General features: G+C 75.2%; 16 protein-coding genes. 8 read left to right on the forward strand and 8 right to left on the reverse strand.

What is annotated here, in order from left to right:
• Nucleotides 1–88: 88 nt before the first annotated feature.
• Nucleotides 89–1,111, forward strand: a complete 1,023-nt coding sequence (locus GC722_RS06845; protein WP_156609288.1) for a DUF3048 domain-containing protein — start codon at nt 89–91, stop codon at nt 1,109–1,111.
• A 4-nt stretch (nt 1,112–1,115) separates the two neighbouring features.
• Here the strand turns inward: GC722_RS06845 and GC722_RS06850 are convergent, their stop codons facing one another.
• A complete protein-coding gene (locus GC722_RS06850) occupies nt 1,116–2,021 on the reverse strand; it encodes an NAD-dependent protein deacetylase (RefSeq protein ID WP_156609289.1) in 906 nt (301 codons plus the stop codon).
• Between the two features lie 38 nt (nt 2,022–2,059).
• Here GC722_RS06850 and GC722_RS06855 point away from each other — a divergent pair, with 38 nt between their 5' ends.
• On the forward strand, nt 2,060–3,268 hold the full coding sequence (locus tag GC722_RS06855; RefSeq protein ID WP_197429875.1) for an MFS transporter: 1,209 nt from the start codon (nt 2,060–2,062) through the stop codon (nt 3,266–3,268).
• Between the two features lie 114 nt (nt 3,269–3,382).
• On the opposite strand, the gene GC722_RS06860 is transcribed toward GC722_RS06855, so the two are convergent.
• The 7 genes from GC722_RS06860 to GC722_RS06890 are packed head-to-tail and all read right to left on the reverse strand — an operon-like array spanning nt 3,383 to nt 11,314.
• Nucleotides 3,383–3,964 (reverse strand): dihydrofolate reductase family protein, encoded by a 582-nt coding sequence (locus tag GC722_RS06860; protein ID WP_156609291.1) that lies wholly within the window; start codon nt 3,962–3,964, stop codon nt 3,383–3,385.
• A gap of 43 nt (nt 3,965–4,007) precedes the next feature.
• Complete coding sequence (locus GC722_RS06865; protein WP_331714473.1) at nt 4,008–5,216, reverse strand: GDSL-type esterase/lipase family protein; 1,209 nt, start codon at nt 5,214–5,216, stop codon at nt 4,008–4,010.
• Nucleotides 5,213–5,809: a TetR/AcrR family transcriptional regulator gene (locus tag GC722_RS19190; RefSeq protein WP_197429876.1), complete on the reverse strand. Its 597-nt coding sequence runs from the start codon at nt 5,807–5,809 to the stop codon at nt 5,213–5,215. The genes GC722_RS06865 and GC722_RS19190 overlap by 4 nt, the downstream gene beginning before the upstream one ends.
• Before the next feature lie 59 nt (nt 5,810–5,868).
• Nucleotides 5,869–8,010: a 3-hydroxyacyl-CoA dehydrogenase NAD-binding domain-containing protein gene (locus GC722_RS06875; RefSeq protein WP_331714474.1), complete on the reverse strand. Its 2,142-nt coding sequence runs from the start codon at nt 8,008–8,010 to the stop codon at nt 5,869–5,871.
• Nucleotides 8,007–9,251, reverse strand: a complete 1,245-nt coding sequence (locus GC722_RS06880; RefSeq protein ID WP_156609292.1) for a thiolase family protein — start codon at nt 9,249–9,251, stop codon at nt 8,007–8,009. Before GC722_RS06880 ends, GC722_RS06875 begins: the two co-directional genes overlap by 4 nt.
• A gap of 42 nt (nt 9,252–9,293) precedes the next feature.
• On the reverse strand, nt 9,294–10,715 hold the full coding sequence (locus GC722_RS06885; protein WP_156609293.1) for an HRDC domain-containing protein: 1,422 nt from the start codon (nt 10,713–10,715) through the stop codon (nt 9,294–9,296).
• Nucleotides 10,715–11,314: a DUF3000 domain-containing protein gene (locus tag GC722_RS06890; protein WP_331714475.1), complete on the reverse strand. Its 600-nt coding sequence runs from the start codon at nt 11,312–11,314 to the stop codon at nt 10,715–10,717. The genes GC722_RS06885 and GC722_RS06890 overlap by 1 nt, the downstream gene beginning before the upstream one ends.
• A gap of 84 nt (nt 11,315–11,398) precedes the next feature.
• On the opposite strand from GC722_RS06890, the gene hemE reads away from it, so the two are divergent.
• The 6 genes from hemE to GC722_RS17680 form a co-directional block, all read left to right on the forward strand.
• Nucleotides 11,399–12,514 carry a uroporphyrinogen decarboxylase gene (hemE, locus tag GC722_RS06895; RefSeq protein WP_331714476.1) on the forward strand — a complete coding sequence of 372 codons (1,116 nt, stop codon included), beginning with the start codon at nt 11,399–11,401 and terminating at the stop codon, nt 12,512–12,514.
• Nucleotides 12,511–13,941, forward strand: a complete 1,431-nt coding sequence (gene hemG, locus GC722_RS06900; protein ID WP_197429877.1) for a protoporphyrinogen oxidase — start codon at nt 12,511–12,513, stop codon at nt 13,939–13,941. The genes hemE and hemG overlap by 4 nt, the downstream gene beginning before the upstream one ends.
• 97 nt (nt 13,942–14,038) lie before the next feature.
• On the forward strand, nt 14,039–14,737 hold the full coding sequence (gene hemQ, locus GC722_RS06905) for a hydrogen peroxide-dependent heme synthase (RefSeq protein WP_331714477.1): 699 nt from the start codon (nt 14,039–14,041) through the stop codon (nt 14,735–14,737).
• A 116-nt stretch (nt 14,738–14,853) separates the two neighbouring features.
• The gene (gene msrB / locus GC722_RS06910) at nt 14,854–15,261 is read left to right on the forward strand and encodes a peptide-methionine (R)-S-oxide reductase MsrB (RefSeq protein WP_408609305.1); all 408 of its coding nucleotides are present in this window, start codon (nt 14,854–14,856) and stop codon (nt 15,259–15,261) included.
• Nucleotides 15,262–15,325: 64 nt separating this feature from the next.
• Nucleotides 15,326–16,174: an ABC transporter permease gene (locus GC722_RS06915; RefSeq protein WP_156609295.1), complete on the forward strand. Its 849-nt coding sequence runs from the start codon at nt 15,326–15,328 to the stop codon at nt 16,172–16,174.
• Nucleotides 16,158–16,677 (forward strand): hypothetical protein (locus GC722_RS17680; protein ID WP_231747546.1); only part of this gene is annotated, 520 nt, incomplete at its 3' end. The genes GC722_RS06915 and GC722_RS17680, both read left to right, overlap by 17 nt.

Genomic DNA, 16,677 nt, shown 5'->3' on the forward strand with positions numbered 1-16,677 from the left:
GGACAGCGCTGCGGCGACCCTCTTGGATGAGCACGGCGTCGCCGGCGGGCGGCGCCGCTGGCCCGAGCCCGGAGGACGAAGAGGCGACATGCAGCTGGACAGGACGCGCAAGGTGGCTCTGGGCGCCGGCGCCGCGGTGGTGGCGGCCGCCGTGGTGGCGGGTGCGGTGCTGCTGGGCCGGGACGGCGAGGCGGCCGTGCCGCCGCCCGCCGCCCCCAGCTCCGCCGCCCCGAGCCCGACGCCGTCGCCGACCCCCACGCCGACGCCGACGCCGACGCCGGACCCGGTCGACCCGCTGACCGGCGGCGAGGTCAGCGACAACGAGGTGTTCGCGGTGAAGATCGACAACCTCGCGCCCGCCCGCCCGCAGGTCGGCCTGGGTGAGGCCGACATCGTGGTCGCCGAGGAGGTCGAGGCCGGGCTGACGCGGCTGATCGGTGTGTTCCACACCCGCTTCCCCGACCGCGTCGGGCCCGTGCGCAGCGCCCGGAACACCGACGTGGAGCTGCTGCCGCTGTTCGGCCGGCCGGGGCTGGTCTACAGCGGGGCGAACCGCAAGGTGCAGGACAACGTCCGCGGCTCGGACCACCTGGTGGCCGTCGAGCGGGACTCCCGCGACCCCAGCCGGCCCGCCCCGCACAACGTGGTCGTCGACCTCGCCGCGATCGCCGAGAGCAAGGAGGTCGGCGAGGCGCAGGACATCGGCTGGCGCTTCGGGCCGCGCGAGGGGGCCTGGGAGTCGGCGCAGGAGTCCGGCGACCTGGACGTCCGGGTCGGCGGTGACCGGTTCACCTTCGCCCGCGACGGCAAGCGGTACCAGCCCGCCGTCAACGGCGACCCCTACGAGGACGCGGACTCCGGCGAGAAGGTGCTCACCGACAACGTGGTGGTGCTGTCGGTGCAGAACCGCCGCGACGACGACACCACGTCCAGCCAGTCCATCGTCTCCGACACCACCGGGTCGGGCGAGGTCAGCATCAGCCGGGAGGGCCGCACGGTCACCGGCACCTGGGAGCGCGAGGACGTCGACGAGCCGATGACCTTCACCGACGAGGACGGCGAGCCGATCCTGCTCAGGCCCGGCCGGACCTGGCTGGTGCTGCAGGGCTGAGCCGTCAGCCGAGCCGCTCGGCCAGCGTGGTCAGCGCCTCGCCGAGCGGCAGCCAGGCCAGCAGGTCGGCCTCGGCGTCGCCCCGGGTGGCGCCCTGGTTCACCACGACCACCGGGTAGCCGTGCCGGGAGGCGTGCCGCACGAAGCGGTACCCCGACATCACCGACAGCGAGGAGCCGAGCACCAGCAGCGCTCGGGTGCGGTCCAGCTCGGCGAAGGCCCGCGCCACCCGCTCCTTGGGGACGCTCTCGCCGAAGAAGACGACGTCCGGCTTCAGGCGGTCCCCGCCGCAGACCAGGCAGGGCACCACCCGGAACCCCGCCACCCAGGAGTCGTCCAGCTCGACGTCGCCGTCGGGGTTGACCTGCCGCACCTCGGCGGCGAGCTGCTCGAAGTCGGGGTTCGCCTCCGCCAGCCGGACCTCCAGCTCGCTGCGGGGGCTGCGGGTGGAGCAGTCGAGGCAGACCACCCGGTCGAGGGTGCCGTGCAGGTCGATGACGTCGGTGCTGCCGGCCGCCTGGTGCAGCCGGTCCACGTTCTGCGTGACCACTCCGCCCACCCGCCCGCACCGCTGCAGCGCGGCCACGGCGCGGTGACCGGCGTTCGGCCGGGCGTCGCCGATCAGCCGCCAGCCCAGGTGGCTGCGGGCCCAGTAGCGGCGGCGGCCGTCGGCGGAGCCGGAGAACTCCGAGAAGGTCATCGGGTCCGAGGAGCGACGCACCCCCGAGGGACCGCGGTAGTCGGGGATGCCGGACTCGGTGCTCAGCCCGGCCCCGCTCAGCACCGTCCACCGCGGCGTGGCGGCGACGGTGCGGACCAGCTCCTCGGTGACGGCCTCGACGTCGACCGGCTCGCGCGGACGCGGGTCGGCGTCCAGCACCCGGGTCCAGTCCACCGCACGACGTCGCATGCGGCGAGCCTATGCGCGCGAGATATCTTGACGTCAAGATGACTGGGACGCAGACGAGCGAGAGCCGGCAGGTGATGCGACGGCTGCTCTGGCCCGCCTTCGTGCCGACCTTCCTCTTCAGCCTCGGGACCGGGGCCAGCACGCCGGTCGTGCTGGTCGCGGCGCTGTCCCTGGGGTACGCCCAGCCCGCCGCGGCGGCGCTGGTCTCGTCGCTGGCGCTGGCCGCGGTGCTGGGGTCCGGACCGGCCGGGCTGGTGGTCCAGCGGGTGGGGGAGCGGCGCAGCATGCTGGCTGCGGCCGCCGTCGCGGTGCTGGCCCTCGCCGGCGCGCTGGTGGCCCTCGGCCGGGGTCCCGCGGCGCCGGCGTCGGGCGGGCTGTTCGCCGCGTCGGTGGTGCTGCTGTCGCTGGCCGAGGTCTTCTTCGGGCTGGCCCGCCAGACCATGGTCGCCGAGGCGGTACCGCCGTCGGTGCGGGCGCGGGCGATGAGCACCTTCGGCGGGGTGCAGCGCGCGGGTCGCCTCGTCGGGCCCGTGGTGGGGTCGGCCGCCATCGCGCTGACCTCGGTGGCCGGCGGGTTCTGGGTGCAGCTGGCGGCGGTGGTGCTCGCCGCGGCGGTGGTCGGCCGTGTCCCCGACCTGCCCCGCGCACCGGTGCCGCGGGCCGGCACCGCCGCCGTGGGGGTCGTCGACCGGGTCGACGTGCGGATGGTCGCCCTGGTGCTGGTCGGGGTGCTGGCGCTGGCGCTGGCCCGGGGCAACCGCGACGTCGTGCTGCCGCTGTGGGGCACCGAGCTGCAGCTCGACCCCGAGCTGATCGCCCTGGTCTTCGCCGGGGTGTCGGCCGTGGAGCTGGTGATGTTCGTGCCCGCCGGGGCGCTGATGGACCGCCACGGCCGGGTCGTCGTGGTCGTGCCCTGCCTGGTCCTGATGGCGGTCGGCTTCGCCGTGATGCCGCTGCTCGGGACGCCGGGGTACCTGGTGGGGGCCACCCTGATCGGGATCGGCAACGGCCTGGGCGCGGGCATCGTCAAGACCCTGGGCGCGGACCTCTCGCCGGCCGGTGGCCGGGCCCGGTTCCTGGGCTGGTGGACCGGGCTGGTGCAGATCGGTCAGGTGGCCGGGCCGGCCATGATCAGCGTCGGCACGCTGGTGGGCAGCCTGGCGCTCGCCGTCCAGCTCACCGGCGCCGTGGCCCTCGCCGGGGCCCTGTGGTTCGTGCTGCTGAGGGTCCGCGGACGGCTGCACTGACCCTGCTGCCAGGGCTGCCCGGGCAGCAGCACGGGCGACGCGGGGCAGCACGGGGGCGACGCGGGGCAGCACGGGCGACGCGGGCCGAGCCGTCCCGGCGGTGGGGGCTCGACGTCACCGCGGGCCGGTGAGCGCGTACCGGACATGCAGGGCGGTGGGGGTGGCGGTGGTCGTCAGCGGAACCAGCTCCCGCTGCTGGCTGGCCGGGCCCTCGAACAGCCGCAGGCCGTCCCCGAGCAGCACGGGCACCACGTGCAGCGAGAGCTCCTCGACCAGACCGGTGGCGAGGAACTGCTGGATCAGGCTGGCGCCGCCCATCACGCAGACGGTGTCCTCCCCGGCGGCGGCCCGGGCGCGCTGCAGGGCGTCCGTGATGCCGCCGGTGACGAACTGGTACACCGCGTCCGCGGGGGCGTCCTCCGGGGCGGCGTGGGTCACGACGAACGTCGGGCGCCGCGCCGGGCCGCTGGGACCGTCCGCGCCCCACCAGCGGACCGAGTCGTCGTAGGTGCGGCGTCCGGCGATCACCGCGCCCAGCCCGGCTCCCGTGCCGGCCAGCAGGTCCTGACCCTCCGCGCTGGCCATCCCCCCGTGCAGCCGGTCGCCGCCGGCGCCCAGCGGGGCCTCGGCGGTGCGGCTCGCTCCGGCCACGTAGCCGTCCAGCGAGACGCTGATGTCGCAGACCAACCTCGTCATGTCGTCCTCCTCCCGGGCGCCGACCAGGCGGCTCCCGGTCGGTTCACCAGGTGTGACGAGGACCGGGCGCCGAACTCATCGCGGGACCGGGGGTCCGGCTCCCGGCGGCGGCGAGCACCCCTGCGGGGCCGAGGGCGAGGTCGGCGAAGCGCTCACCGACCAGGGCGTGGGTGGCCGTGTCGGGGTGCAGGGCGTCGGGCAGCGGGTGCTGCTCCGCGTCCGCCTCGCCGTAGAGCGCGCGGCCGTCCAGGTGGTGCAGCTGCGGGTCGTCGGAACGGCGCTCGACGACCTCGCGCAGGGCCTCGCGGACCACCCGCAGCGTGAGCCGGCCCAGCGCGGTGTCGCCCGGCGTGCCGGTGGCCACGAACCGCACCGCACCGGTGCCGAGGCTGGCCGGGTCGAAGGCGCCCGGCCCGGGGGTGTCCTCGTGGATCCCGCACCACAGCGGTGAGACGAGCAGGAGCGGCGTCGTGGGGTGGCCGTCGCGGATGGTGTCGAGGAAGCCGTGGACGGCGGGGACGAACGTGCGCAGCCGCATGCCGTCGAGGTTGACCACGTTGATGCCGAGCTTGACGCTGATGAGGTCCGCCGGGGTGTCGCGCAGGACCCGGGCCATGAACGGGTCGACCAGCGCGCTGCCGCCGAAGCCGAGGTTGTGCAGCTGCACCCCGGCGCGGCGGGCCGCGACCGCCGGCCAGGTGCGGGTGGGACTGGTGGCGTTGGAGCCGTGGCTGATCGAGCTGCCGTGGTGCAGCCACACCGGACCGGTCCGGGGCGCCGGCCGCAGCGGGGCGTCCGAGCGCAGCGCGAGCAGCTCGACCTGCTCGTTGTGCGGCAGCCACAGCTCGATCCTCTTCTCGCCCGGCGCCAGGTCCGCGACCGTGACGGTGTCCGGCCCCCCGGGGACGGAGGTGCCGGCACCGGTCTGCAGGTCGCGCTCGAGCAGGTCGCCCTGGCTGAGCGGCTGCGAGAGGTGGAGCTCGCCGTCGACCACCACGTCCACCGCGCCCCGCGGCCGCGCCACGCCGCGATAGCCGACGCGGGTCGCGTGGAGCTCCAGAGCGATGGTGCGGGCGGTGGTGACCACCGCGACCCGCACCCCGGACGGCTGGGCCTCCATCAGCGCCAGCTGGGGGTCGGCGTCGCGCTCGCGGACGGGCCGCGGGAGCCGGTGGGGGCGCAGCCCGCGACGGGTCGACTCGAGCTCGGCGGCGCCGTGCACGAGCTCCGGGCTGAGCGGTGTGGTGATCACGGGGTCTCCTCTCCGCGGGACGTCCCGCGCTGGTGCCAGTGGGTGAGGACGAGGTGCAGGGCGTCGACGAGCTCCTGCCAGGACTGCTCGGCCGGCGGGCTGCTGTGGGCGAAGCTGCCGATCCGCTCCAGGTTGAGGAACCCGTTGAGCGCGCCGCCGAGGACCCGGGTGGCGTGCGTCCGATCGGGGCCGGTGATGCCGTAGCCGAGCAGGACGGCGTCGGTGACCTGCACGACCCGGCGCGCCGCCGGGGCCGCCACCGCCTCGGGTCCGGCCCGGCGCTGCAACGCCTCCCAGCGTCCGGGGTGGTCGGCGAGGTAGCTGCGGTGGGCCGCGGCGAACCCGCGCAGCGCGTCGTGGCGCGAGCGCCCGGCCACGGCCTCGCCGGCGCGGGTGGCGAGCTCGTCCAGGGCCAGCACCGTGACCTGGTCCCGCAGCGCGGCCAGGTCGCGGACGTGGGAGTACAGGCTCGGGGTCTGCACGCCGAAGGACCGGGCGACCGCCGCGAGGGTGACCGACTCGAGGCCGTGGGTGTCGGCGAGCTCGGCGGCGCGGCGGACCACCACCGACCGGTTGAGGGAGGACCTGGGCACGTCCGCAGCCTAACACCAGTAGGCGAGAACCTAATACCCGTAGGAACCCGCTCGAGGCGTCACCGCGGCAGCGAGGCGACCCCCGGCGGCAGGAAACGGCGGCCGTTGACCCGCTCGGAGACCCCGTTGCGGTCCAGGTAGGGGGTGATGCCGCCGTCGTGGAAGGGCCAGCCGGCCCCCAGGACCAGGCACAGGTCGACGTCCATCGGAGCGGCCACCACGCCCTCGGCGAGCATCAGCCCGATCTCCTCGGCCAGCGCGGTCTCCACCCGCTCCCGCAGCTGCTCGGCGGTGCTGGGGCGGTCGCCGGTCACCAGCAGCGCCCGGGTCTCGTCCGAGACGTACGGCTTGCCGTCCGGACCCCAGTCGTACAGGCCGGGACGGCCTGCATCGACCAGGTTGCGGACGCTCTGCGAGACGTGGAACCGGTCGCCGAACTCGGCGTGCAGCACCTCGGCCACGTGCAGGGCGACGGCGGGACCGACGAGCTGCAGCAGCACGAAGGGCGACATCGGCAGCCCCAGCGGGTCGGCGGCCCGGTCGGCCACCTCCGGCGGGGTGCCCTCGTCCATGGCCCGGGTGATCTCGCCCATCAGCCGGATCAGCACCCGGTTGACCACGAACCCGCGGGTGTCGCGGACCAGCACCGCGTTCTTGCCCAGCTCCTTGGCCACGGCGAAGGCGGTGGCCAGCGTCGGGTCGTCGGTGCGCTCGCCCTTGACGACCTCCAGCAGCGGCAGCACGGCCACGGGGTTGAAGAAGTGGAAGCCCACCACCCGCCCGGGGTGCTGCAGGTCCGCGGCCATCTCGCTGACCGACAGCGAGGAGGTGTTGGTAGCCAGCACGGTCTCGGGACCGACGTGCTGCTCCAGCTCGGCGAAGACCTGCTTCTTCACGCCGATCTCCTCGAAGACCGCCTCGATCACGAAGGAGCAGTCGGCGAAGTCGGCGTGGTCGGTGGTCGGCCGGACGAGCGCCTTGTACCGGTTGAGCCGGTCGGCCGAGAGCCGGCCGCGGGCGTGGAGCTTCTCCAGCTCGGCGTGCACCGAGGCGACGCCCTTCCGGGCCCGCTCGGCGTCCAGGTCCGACATGACCACCGGCACCTGGAGCTTGCGGACGAGCAGCAGCGCCAGCTGGGAGGCCATCAGCCCGGCACCCACCACCCCGACGGCGGTGACCGGACGGGCCAGCTTGCGGTCCGGGGCCCCGGCCGGGCGCTTCGCCCGCTTCTGCACCAGGTCGAAGGCGTACAGCCCGGCGCGCAGCTCCTCGGACATGATGAGCCGGGTGAGCGCCTCGTCCTCGGCGGCGAAGCCCTCGTCACGGGTGCGGCGGCGGGCGGCGTCGATGAGCTCCAGGGCGGCGTAGGGAGCCGGCGCGGTGCCGTGGACCTTGGCGTCGGCGAGCGCCCGGCCGCGGGCCACCGCGGCGTCCCACGCCTCGCCCCGGTCGTGCTCGGGACGCTCCACGACCACCTCGCCACGGACCACCCGTGCCGCCCAGTCCAGGGACCGCTCCAGGAAGTCGGCGGCCTCGAAGGTGGCGTCGGCCAGCCCCATGCCCTGCAGCTGGTGGCCCTTGAGCATGCGGTTCTGGTTCAGCGGGTTCTCCACCACCACGGTGACGGCCGTCTCGGGGCCCACCAGGTTGGGCAGCAGCCAGGCGCCGCCCCACCCGGGGACGAGGCCGAGGAAGACCTCGGGCAGCGCGACCGCGGCGGCGCTCGCGCTGACCGTGCGGTAGGAGCAGCTGAGCGCGATCTCCAGCCCGCCGCCGAGGGCCAGGCCGTTGACGAAGCAGAAGGTGGGCACCCGGGCGTCGGCCAGCTTGGCGTAGACCCCGTGCCCGATCCGCGCGATCGCGGTGGCGTGCTCGGGGCTGGTCAGCTTGGAGACCTGGCTGAGGTCGGCGCCGGCGGCGAGGATGAACGGCTTGCCGGTGATGGCCACCGCGGCCACGTCGTCGCGGGCCAGCGCGGCGTCGAGGGCCCGGTTGAGCTCTCCGAGGCTGCGCGGGCCGAGCGTGTTGGGACGGGTGTGGTCCAGGCCGTTGTCGAGGGTGATCAGCACCGCGGTGCCGGCGCCGTGCGGCAGCCGGACGTCGCGGCTGAGCGCCCGCGTCACCACCTCGTCCTCGCCGGCCAGCCCGGCGGCCCGGTCGATGAGCTCCTCGAGCTCGGCGTCGGAGAGGTAGGACGTCACTGTGCGGCTCCTTCGGTGGCGGTGTCGTCGCTGGCGTCGGCGGCGGGGGTGTCGGCGTCGAAGTGCGGGTTCTCCCAGATCACGGTGCCGCCCATGCCGAGCCCGATGCACATGGTGGTGATGCCGTAGCGGACGTCGGGGCGGTCGCGGAAGGCGCGCGCCAGGTGGATCATCAGCCGCACCCCCGAGCTGGCCAGCGGGTGGCCGAGGGCGATCGCGCCGCCGTAGGGGTTGACCCGCGGGTCGTCGTCGGCGATGCCGAAGTGGTCGAGGAAGGCCAGCACCTGGACGGCGAAGGCCTCGTTGATCTCGAACGCCCCGATGTCGTCGATGGTCAGCCCGGCGCGGGCCAGCGCCTTCTCGGTGGCGGGCACGGGTCCGACGCCCATCACCTCGGGGTCGACGCCGGCGAAGGCGTAGCCGACCAGCCGCATGGCCACCGGCAGCCCGAGCTCCTCGGCCGTGCCGGCCTCGGCCAGCAGGCAGGCGGTGGCGCCGTCGTTGAGCCCGGCGGCGTTGCCCGCGGTGACCCGGCCGTGGGGCCGGAACGGGGTGCGCAGCTGGGCCAGCGCCTCGACCGTGGTGCCCGGCCGCGGCGGCTCGTCGGCGGTGGCCAGCCCGTAGCCGTGCTCGGTGGAGCGGGTGGCCACCGGCACCAGCGCCTCCTGGATGACGCCGTCGGCGTAGGCCTGCTGCACCCGCTGCTGGCTGAGCGCGGCGAAGGCGTCGCAGCGCTCCTTGCTGATGTGGGGGAAGCGGTCGTGCAGGTTCTCGGCGGTGGAGCCCATCACCAGCGCCTCCGGGTCGACCAGCTTCTCGGCCATGAACCGGGGGTTCGGGTCGACCCCGGAGCCCATCGGGTGGTGGCCCATGTGCTCGACCCCGCCGGCCACGACGACGTCGTAGGCGCCGAAGGCGATCCCCGAGGCGGTGGTGGTGACCGCGGTCATCGCCCCCGCGCACATCCGGTCGATGGCGAAGCCCGGCACCGAGGTGGGCAGCCCGGACAGCAGCGCGGTGGTGCGCCCGATGGTCAGACCCTGGTCGCCGGTCTGCGTGGTGGCCGCGATCGCCACCTCGTCGACGCGCTCGGCGGGCACCTCGGGGTGGCGGCGCAGCAGCTCGCGGACGCAGTTGACCACGAGGTCGTCGGCGCGGGTCTCGGCGTACATCGAACCGGTCTTGCCGAACGGGGTGCGGACGCCGTCGACGAAGACGACTTCTCGGGATTCACGAGGCATGGCGACATATTACTCACGGGTAACATCGCCCGGCCAGGGCCGTCAGCCCCGTCGTGGCCGCGTGCGCCGTCGCGGCTGGCCGGCGACGACGGCCGCCTGGGCGTGCACCTCCGGCGGGCTGAGGGCGTCGTCCAGCAGCGGCGTCACCACCGGCACCACCAGGGCGCGCTGCCAGGCCCGGGCACCCAGCCCGGCCAGCACCGCGTCGACGGCCGCGGCCGTGGGCGGCGAGGGCGGGCGCCAGGTGACGCGGCGCAGCAGCTCGGGGCTGAGCAGGTTCTCCACCGGCAGGTCGTGGGCGGCGGCGAGCTCCACCACCGCCGGGCGGACCCGGTCCCAGCGTGCGGCGGCCAGCGGGTCGCGACCGGACCAGGTGCGCGGCGGGGGCGGGGAGTCGCTGGGCAGGTGCATCGGCGGCAGCTGGGCCCGCGTCAGCGAGCCGGCCCGCTCCAGCGCGGCCACCCAGGTGCTGCGGTAGCGCTGGGCGGTGCGGCGCTTGAAGCCGGCGATCCGGCGCAGGTCGTCCTCGCCCGGCTCGGGGCGGGTGGCCAGCTCGGTGATCGCGGCGTCGGGGAGGATCCGTCCGGGCGCGCGGTCCAGCCGGCGGGCCAGCTCGTCGCGGGCCGTCCACAGCTCGCGCACCACGGCCAGCCCGGCGGGGGTGCGGACGGCGTGGATGCCCGACGTCCGCCGCCACGGGTCGACGCGGGGCGCCCGCGGGGTGCCGGCGTCGGCGGCCAGGGCGTCGAACTCCTCCCGGGCCCAGCCGTCCTTGCCGGCCGCGACCAGGTCCTCGGCCAGCCGGTCGCGCAGCTCGACCAGCAGCTCCACGTCGAGGGCGGCGTAGCTGAGCCAGTCCTCGGGCACCGGACGGGTGGACCAGTCGGCCGCCGAGTGCTCCTTGAGCAGCCGCAGCCCGAACTCCTCCTCGATCATCGGGCCGAGTCCCACCCGGGCACGGTTCAGCAGCCGTCCGGCGAGCTCGGTGTCGAAGAGGCGGGTGGGTCGCATCCCCACCTCGGCCAGGCAGGGCAGGTCCTGGGAGGCGGCGTGGATCACCCACTCCGCGTCCTGGATCGGGACGGCCAGGGCGGACAGGTCCACCGCGCCGTCGGCGTCGGCGAAGGCCCGTGGGTCCACCAGGTGCGTCCCCGACCCGGCCCGGCGGAGCTGGATGAGGTAGGCCTGGGAGCCGTAGCGGTAGCCCTGGGCGCGCTCGGCGTCGACCGCGACCGGTCCGGTGCCGGCGGCCAGCGCCGCCACCGTCTCGGCCAGCGCCCGCTCGTCGGCCACCACCGGGGGGACGCCCTCGGCCGGGGCGGCGAGCACCGGCAGCTCGACCGGCTCGGCCGGGTCCAGGTCCTCGGCCACGTCCTCGACCCCGGCCACGTCGTCGACCCCGGCCACGTCGTCGGCCCCGGCCAGGTCCTCCGGGGGCGTGGGCTGCTGCGGCTGCGAGCTCATCAACGCGTCGGTCCGGCGCCCGGACGGCGCATCGGCATCATCACCACGCCCTCGGGCAGGGAGGGCAGCCCGGCCACGGTGCACAGCAGGTCGCCCCACGCGGCGCAGTGGGCGCCGAGACGCTGGTCGTCGGTGAGCACGGGCGTCCAGGAGGCGCGGATCTCGACCTCGGCGCGGGGCGGGTCGCCGCCCATCGCCCCGAAGGAGTGGCTGGAGACCGCGGTGACGGTGCCGCTGGGCTCGACGTACTCCGCGCCGTGGTCGGCGAGGGCGTCGACCAGCCAGGACCAGCCCACCTCGGCCAGCAGCGGGTCGCTGACCATCTCGCGGTCGACCTGGGCCCGGGCGTAGCTGACCAGCCGGAAGGTTCCCTGCCAGGCGGGGTTGCCGGCCGGGTCGTGCAGCAGCACCAGCCGTCCGGTGCCCACGTCGTGGCCCTGCACCACCACGTCGGCGCTGATCGCGGAGGAGAAGGGGGCGATGCGCTGCGGGGCCGGCATCTCCTCCACCTGCAGCTCGGGCCGCCAGCGGGCGCCCATCAGCTCCGAGGTGGCCCGCGTGAACAGGGCCGGGGGTGTGGATTCGCTGCGTGCCGCCACCCGCTCAACCTAGTCCGGGCCGGACGGCGATCGACGGCGACTCGCCGGGACCGCCGCTCGCCGCGCCGGCACTAGGGTGGGCGGGTGAGTGAAGCACCCGGCACGCCCGAGTCCGACCACCCGACCGCACCGCTGCTGCAGGCCGCAGCAGGTCGAGAACCGGACCGGGTCCCGGTCTGGTTCATGCGCCAGGCCGGGCGCTCGCTGCCGGAGTACCGGCGGGTCCGCGAGGGCATCTCGATGCTCGACAGCTGCGCCCGCCCCGAGCTGGTCACCGAGATCACGCTGCAGCCGGTGCGCCGCTACGACGTCGACGCCGCCATCTTCTACTCCGACATCATGGTGCCGCTGAAGGCGATCGGGGTGGACCTCGACATCGTCCCCGGCACCGGCCCGGTGATCGCCGAGCCCATCCGTGACGAGCGGGGGCTGGCCCAGCTCCGCGACGTCGCCGAGGGCGACCTGGACCACATCACCGCCGCCGTTCAGATGCTGGTGGCCGAGCTGGGTCCGGTGCCGCTGATCGGCTTCTGCGGCGCCCCGTTCACGCTGGCCAGCTACCTGGTCGAGGGCGGCCCCAGCAAGGACTACGCCCGCACCAAGGCCATGATGGTCGGGGCGCCCCGGCTGTGGCAGGAGCTGATGGAGCGGCTGGCCCGCATCACGACGGCCTTCCTGCGCACCCAGGTCGAGGCCGGCGCCCGGGCCGCGCAGCTGTTCGACTCCTGGGCCGGCAGCCTGTCCGTGGCCGACTACCGCGCCTCGGTGATGCCGTACTCGGCGGCCGTGCTGGGTGGCATCGCCGACCTCGGCGTGCCCAGGATCCACTTCGGGGTGGGCACCGGTGAGCTGCTGGTGTCCATGGTGGAGGCCGGCGCCGACGTCATCGGCGTCGACTGGCGGATCCCGCTCGACGTGGCCGCCGGACGCGTCCGCGCCGCCCGGGAGGACGTCGGCCCCGTCGTGGTGCAGGGCAACCTCGACCCGGCGCTGCTGGGCGCTCCCTGGCCGGTGCTGGCCGAGCGCGTCCGTGAGGTGCTGCGCGCCGGCGGGCGCGTCCCCGGTCACGTGTTCAACCTCGGTCACGGCGTGCCGCCGACCGCCGACCCCGACACGCTGGCGCGGGTCGTGGAGCTGGTGCACGCCGAGGGCAGGTCGCTGCGCTCCGCCGGCGGCGTGCCGGCCGTGTCGGTGTCGTGACCGCCCCGGCGGCGGGTGCCGCGGCGGTGGGGATGCGGGTCGCCGTCGTCGGTGCCGGCGTCTCCGGGCTGGCCGCGGCGCACCGGCTGCTGCGGGCCGGTGCCGAGGTCGCCGTCCTCGAGCAGGCCGACCGCTGCGGCGGCAAGGTCCGCGGCGCCCGGCTCGACGGGGTCGACCTCGACACCGGCGCCGAGTCGGTGCTGCTGCGCGGACGGCCCCGGGTGGCCGAGCTGCTGCAGGAGCTCGGGCTGGGTCCGGCGCTGGTGACGCCCACGCGGGCCGCGCCGGCGATCCTGGTCGAAGGCCGGCCCGTCGCCGTGCCCCGGTCGCTGCTCGGGGTGCCGGCCGACCTGGAGTCGCTGCGTCCGCTGCTCAGCGAGGACGGCTGGCGGCGGGCCGCCGCCGAGCCCGGCCTGCCCGCACCGCCGCGCGACACCGACCTCGCCGTCGGCGAGCTGGTGGCCGAGCGGTTCGGGCCCGAGGTGACCACCCGGCTGCTGGAGCCGCTGCTGGGCGGGGTGTACGCCGGACGCTCCCGCGAGCTCTCCACGGCGGCGGTGAACCCGCGGCTGTGGGAGCTGGTGCGCGCCGGCGGGTCGCTGCTGGAGGGCGCGGCCGCCAGCCTGCCGGCGACGCCGGGCGGGTCGCCCTTCACCGGTGTGGTGGGCGGGGTGCACCAGGTCGTCGAGGCCTTCGCCGCCGAGCTCGGCGACCGGCTGCGGCTCTCGACCACCGTGCGGGGCCTGCAGCAGGGCCCGGACGGCTGGGTCGTCGAGACCGCCGGTGCCGACGGTGGCCGCGGACGGCACCGGGTGGACGCCGTGGTGGTGGCGACCCCCGCCGCGCCGGCGTCACGGCTGCTGGCCGGCACCGCCGTCGAGCCGCTGCTGGCGGCTGTCCGCTACGCCTCGCCCGCGGTGCTGGCGCTGCACGTCTCCGGGGTCGAGCCGGAGGGGTCCGGGCTGCTGGTGCCGCCCGGCGAGCTGCCCACGGTGAAGGCGGTCACCCACGCCGGCCGGAAGTGGGACTGGCTGGGCCGGCGCACCGCCGAGGAGTGGGGGAGCGGGCACCACCTCGTCCGGGTCAGCCTCGGCCGCCTCGGTGAGGAGCACCTGCTGCAGCGCCCGGACCAGGAGCTGGTGGCCGCCGCGCTGGCCGAGCTGGCCACGCTGCCGGGCTGGGGCGGGCTGAGGCTGCACGGGGCGCTGGTGCAGCGCTGGGGTGGCGGGCTGCCGCAGTACGAGGTCGGGCACCTGGACCGGGTGGAGCAGGTCGAGCGCGCCGTGGCGGGGCTGCCGGGGCTGGAGCTGTGCGGCGCCGCCTACCGTGGGGTGGGCGTCGGGCCCTGCCTGGAGTCGGGGCTCGCCGCCGCGGACCGGGTGCTCGCCACCGCCGCGGCCGTGGTGCAATCGCCCCGGGCCCGCTGAGCCGGGCGCCCAGCACGGCGGGCAGACGTGCACGAACAAGCAGCACGAGCACGAACAAGCAGACGAGCACGAACAAGCAGACGAGGAGACCCAACCGGTGTCGGTGCCGATCGGCCAGGCCGAGGAGATCAACAGCAGCATCCGCTACGTCATGTACTCGGTGTTCCGCCGGGAGCGGTCGTCGGGTGGGGACGCCGCGGCCGCGCTGGCCGCGGTGGCGCGTGCGACCGAGGGGGGCGACCTGGTCGTCCGCGGCTGGTACGACCTGGCCGGGCTGCGCGCCGAGGCCGACCTGATGGTGTGGTGGCACGCGCCCTCGCCGGAGACCCTGCAGGAGGCCTACCGCGCCCTGCGGGGCAGCGCGCTCGGGGCCACGCTGACGCCGGTGTGGTCGCAGATGGGGCTGCACCGGCCCGCGGAGTTCAACCGCGGCCACGTGCCCGCCTTCCTCTCCGGCTACGAGCCGGGGAGCTGGCTGTGCGTGTACCCGTTCGTCCGCTCCTACGAGTGGTACCTGCTGCCGGACGAGGAGCGGCGCAGCATGCTGGCCGAGCACGGCCGGATGGCGGGGCCGTACCCCGACGTGCTGGCCAACACCGTGTCCTCCTTCGCGCTGGGGGACTACGAGTGGCTGCTGGCCTTCGAGGCCGAGGAGCTGCACCGGATCGTCGACCTGATGCGGGCGCTGCGGGCGGCCGCGGCCCGGCGCCACACCCGCGAGGAGGTCCCCTTCTTCACCGGGCGGCGACGTGAGCTGGCCGACATCGTCGCCTCCTGGCAGCCGGACGGGGAATGAGCGCCGCCGGAGGCGTGTTCGAGCAGAGGACGAGGACGGCCGCCGGAGCTCCGGCGACCGGTGAGGAGGAGACCAGCGTGACCGCACAGCAGCAGCCCGCCGACCCCGCCGCCCAGGTGGGCCGGGTCATCAAGTCCGAGGCCGAGTGGCGTGCCCAGCTGAGCCCCGAGGAGTACCACGTGCTCCGCGAGGCCGGCACCGAGCGTCCCTTCACCGGCGAGTACACCGACACCACCACCGAGGGCGTCTACCGCTGCCGCGCCTGCTCGGCGGAGCTGTTCCGCTCCGACACCAAGTTCGAGTCCCACTGCGGCTGGCCCTCCTTCTTCACCCCGCTGGCCGAGGAGCGCGTCCGCTACGTCGAGGACCTCAGCATGGGCGTGCGCCGCACGGAGGTGCGCTGCGCCCGCTGCGACTCCCACCTGGGGCACGTGTTCTCCGGTGAGGGCTACGACACACCGACCGACCTGCGCTACTGCATCAACTCCGTGTCGCTGACGCTGGAACCGGCTTCGCAGGCCTGATCGTCTAGACTCCCCATCCGGGCCGACCGGCCCGACACCACACGGACGGGGAACCAGCGAACCGATGAGCCTGGCCGAGATGGCTGCCGCCCGCGGGCTGCACCGGGTGGGGGCCAGGCCTCCGCTGTGGTCCTACCTGAAGCAGACGTGGCAGCGACGTGACTTCGCCATCGCCATGGCGCGCTTCAAGATCCGCTCGCACAACGAGCGGAACCGCCTGGGCATGCTCTGGGTGGTGCTGCAGCCGAGCCTCAACGCGCTGGTCTACGGCGTCATCTTCGGGGTGCTGCAGGGCGGCCGGCGGCCGGAGAAGTTCCTCGAGTTCGTGGTCATCGGGGTCTTCCTGTTCCAGTTCTTCACCAGCTCGATGAACTCCGGCGCCAAGTCGATCACCGGCAACCGGGCGCTGGTGCAGTCGCTGGCGTTCCCGCGGCTCACGCTCCCGCTGTCGGTGGTGATCGAGCAGGCCCTCACCCTGGTGCCCACGCTGGGCGTGATGGTGGGGGTCCTGCTCGTCAGGGGCACCTGGCCCAGCTGGGAGTGGCTGCTGCTGGTGCCGCTGCTGTGCCTGTACGCGCTGTTCACCACCGGGGTCGCGCTGATCGGCGCCCGGCTCACCGTGCACATCCGCGACCTCACCCAGCTGCTGCCCTTCGTCAGCCGGGTGCTGTTCTACACCTCCGGGGTGCTCTTCCAGCCGGACCGGATCCTGCAGAACTACCCGTCGGTGCTCGCGCTCTACGACTGGCACCCGCTGCACGAGGTGCTCTCCATCGCCCGCGGGCTGCTGCTGCCCACCGCCGACTACAACCCGATGTACTGGGCGTACTTCGCCGTGTGGTCGGTGGTCGTCTTCGTGTTCGGGCTCATCTTCTTCTGGGTGGCTGAGGAGCGGTATGGCCGCGCCGACTGAGGGGGGACGTCGGGTGGTCGCGAGGTCCGTGAACCGGGCGGTGCTCGTCCTGCTCGGCGGTGCGGCCGCCGGCGCGGGCCTGGCGGTGCGCCCGGCCGCGGCGGGCGGCCTCGGCGTCGCGACCCACCCGGGCGTCGGTTCGCCGCTCACCGTGGTGGGGGTCACCGTGGCGGGGCTGTCGCTGCCGGTCGTGCTGGGCCTGGCGGTGCTCACCGCCGTCGTGCTGGCGCTGGTCGCCATGGGGGCCCGCCGCCGGGTGCTGGCCCGTCGCGCGGGGCCGCCCGGACGGCTCGCCGCACCGGACACCTCGACGTCGACCGCCTCGTCCTCGGCCCAGGACGAGCCGCGCCCCGCCGACCAGCAGGGGCCGGCGTCCTCGGGACGGCTGGCGGTCTCGGAGCGTCAGCGCCCCGAGGAGCCCGCGGCCGCCGACGGGGCGGCGACGAGCGGGGACGGCACTTCCGAGCCGGCCGCGGCCGGCGGCGGTGAGGCACCGCTGGCGG

Source organism: Auraticoccus cholistanensis (assembly GCF_009742705.1).
Lineage (GTDB): Bacteria > Actinomycetota > Actinomycetes > Propionibacteriales > Propionibacteriaceae > Auraticoccus > Auraticoccus cholistanensis.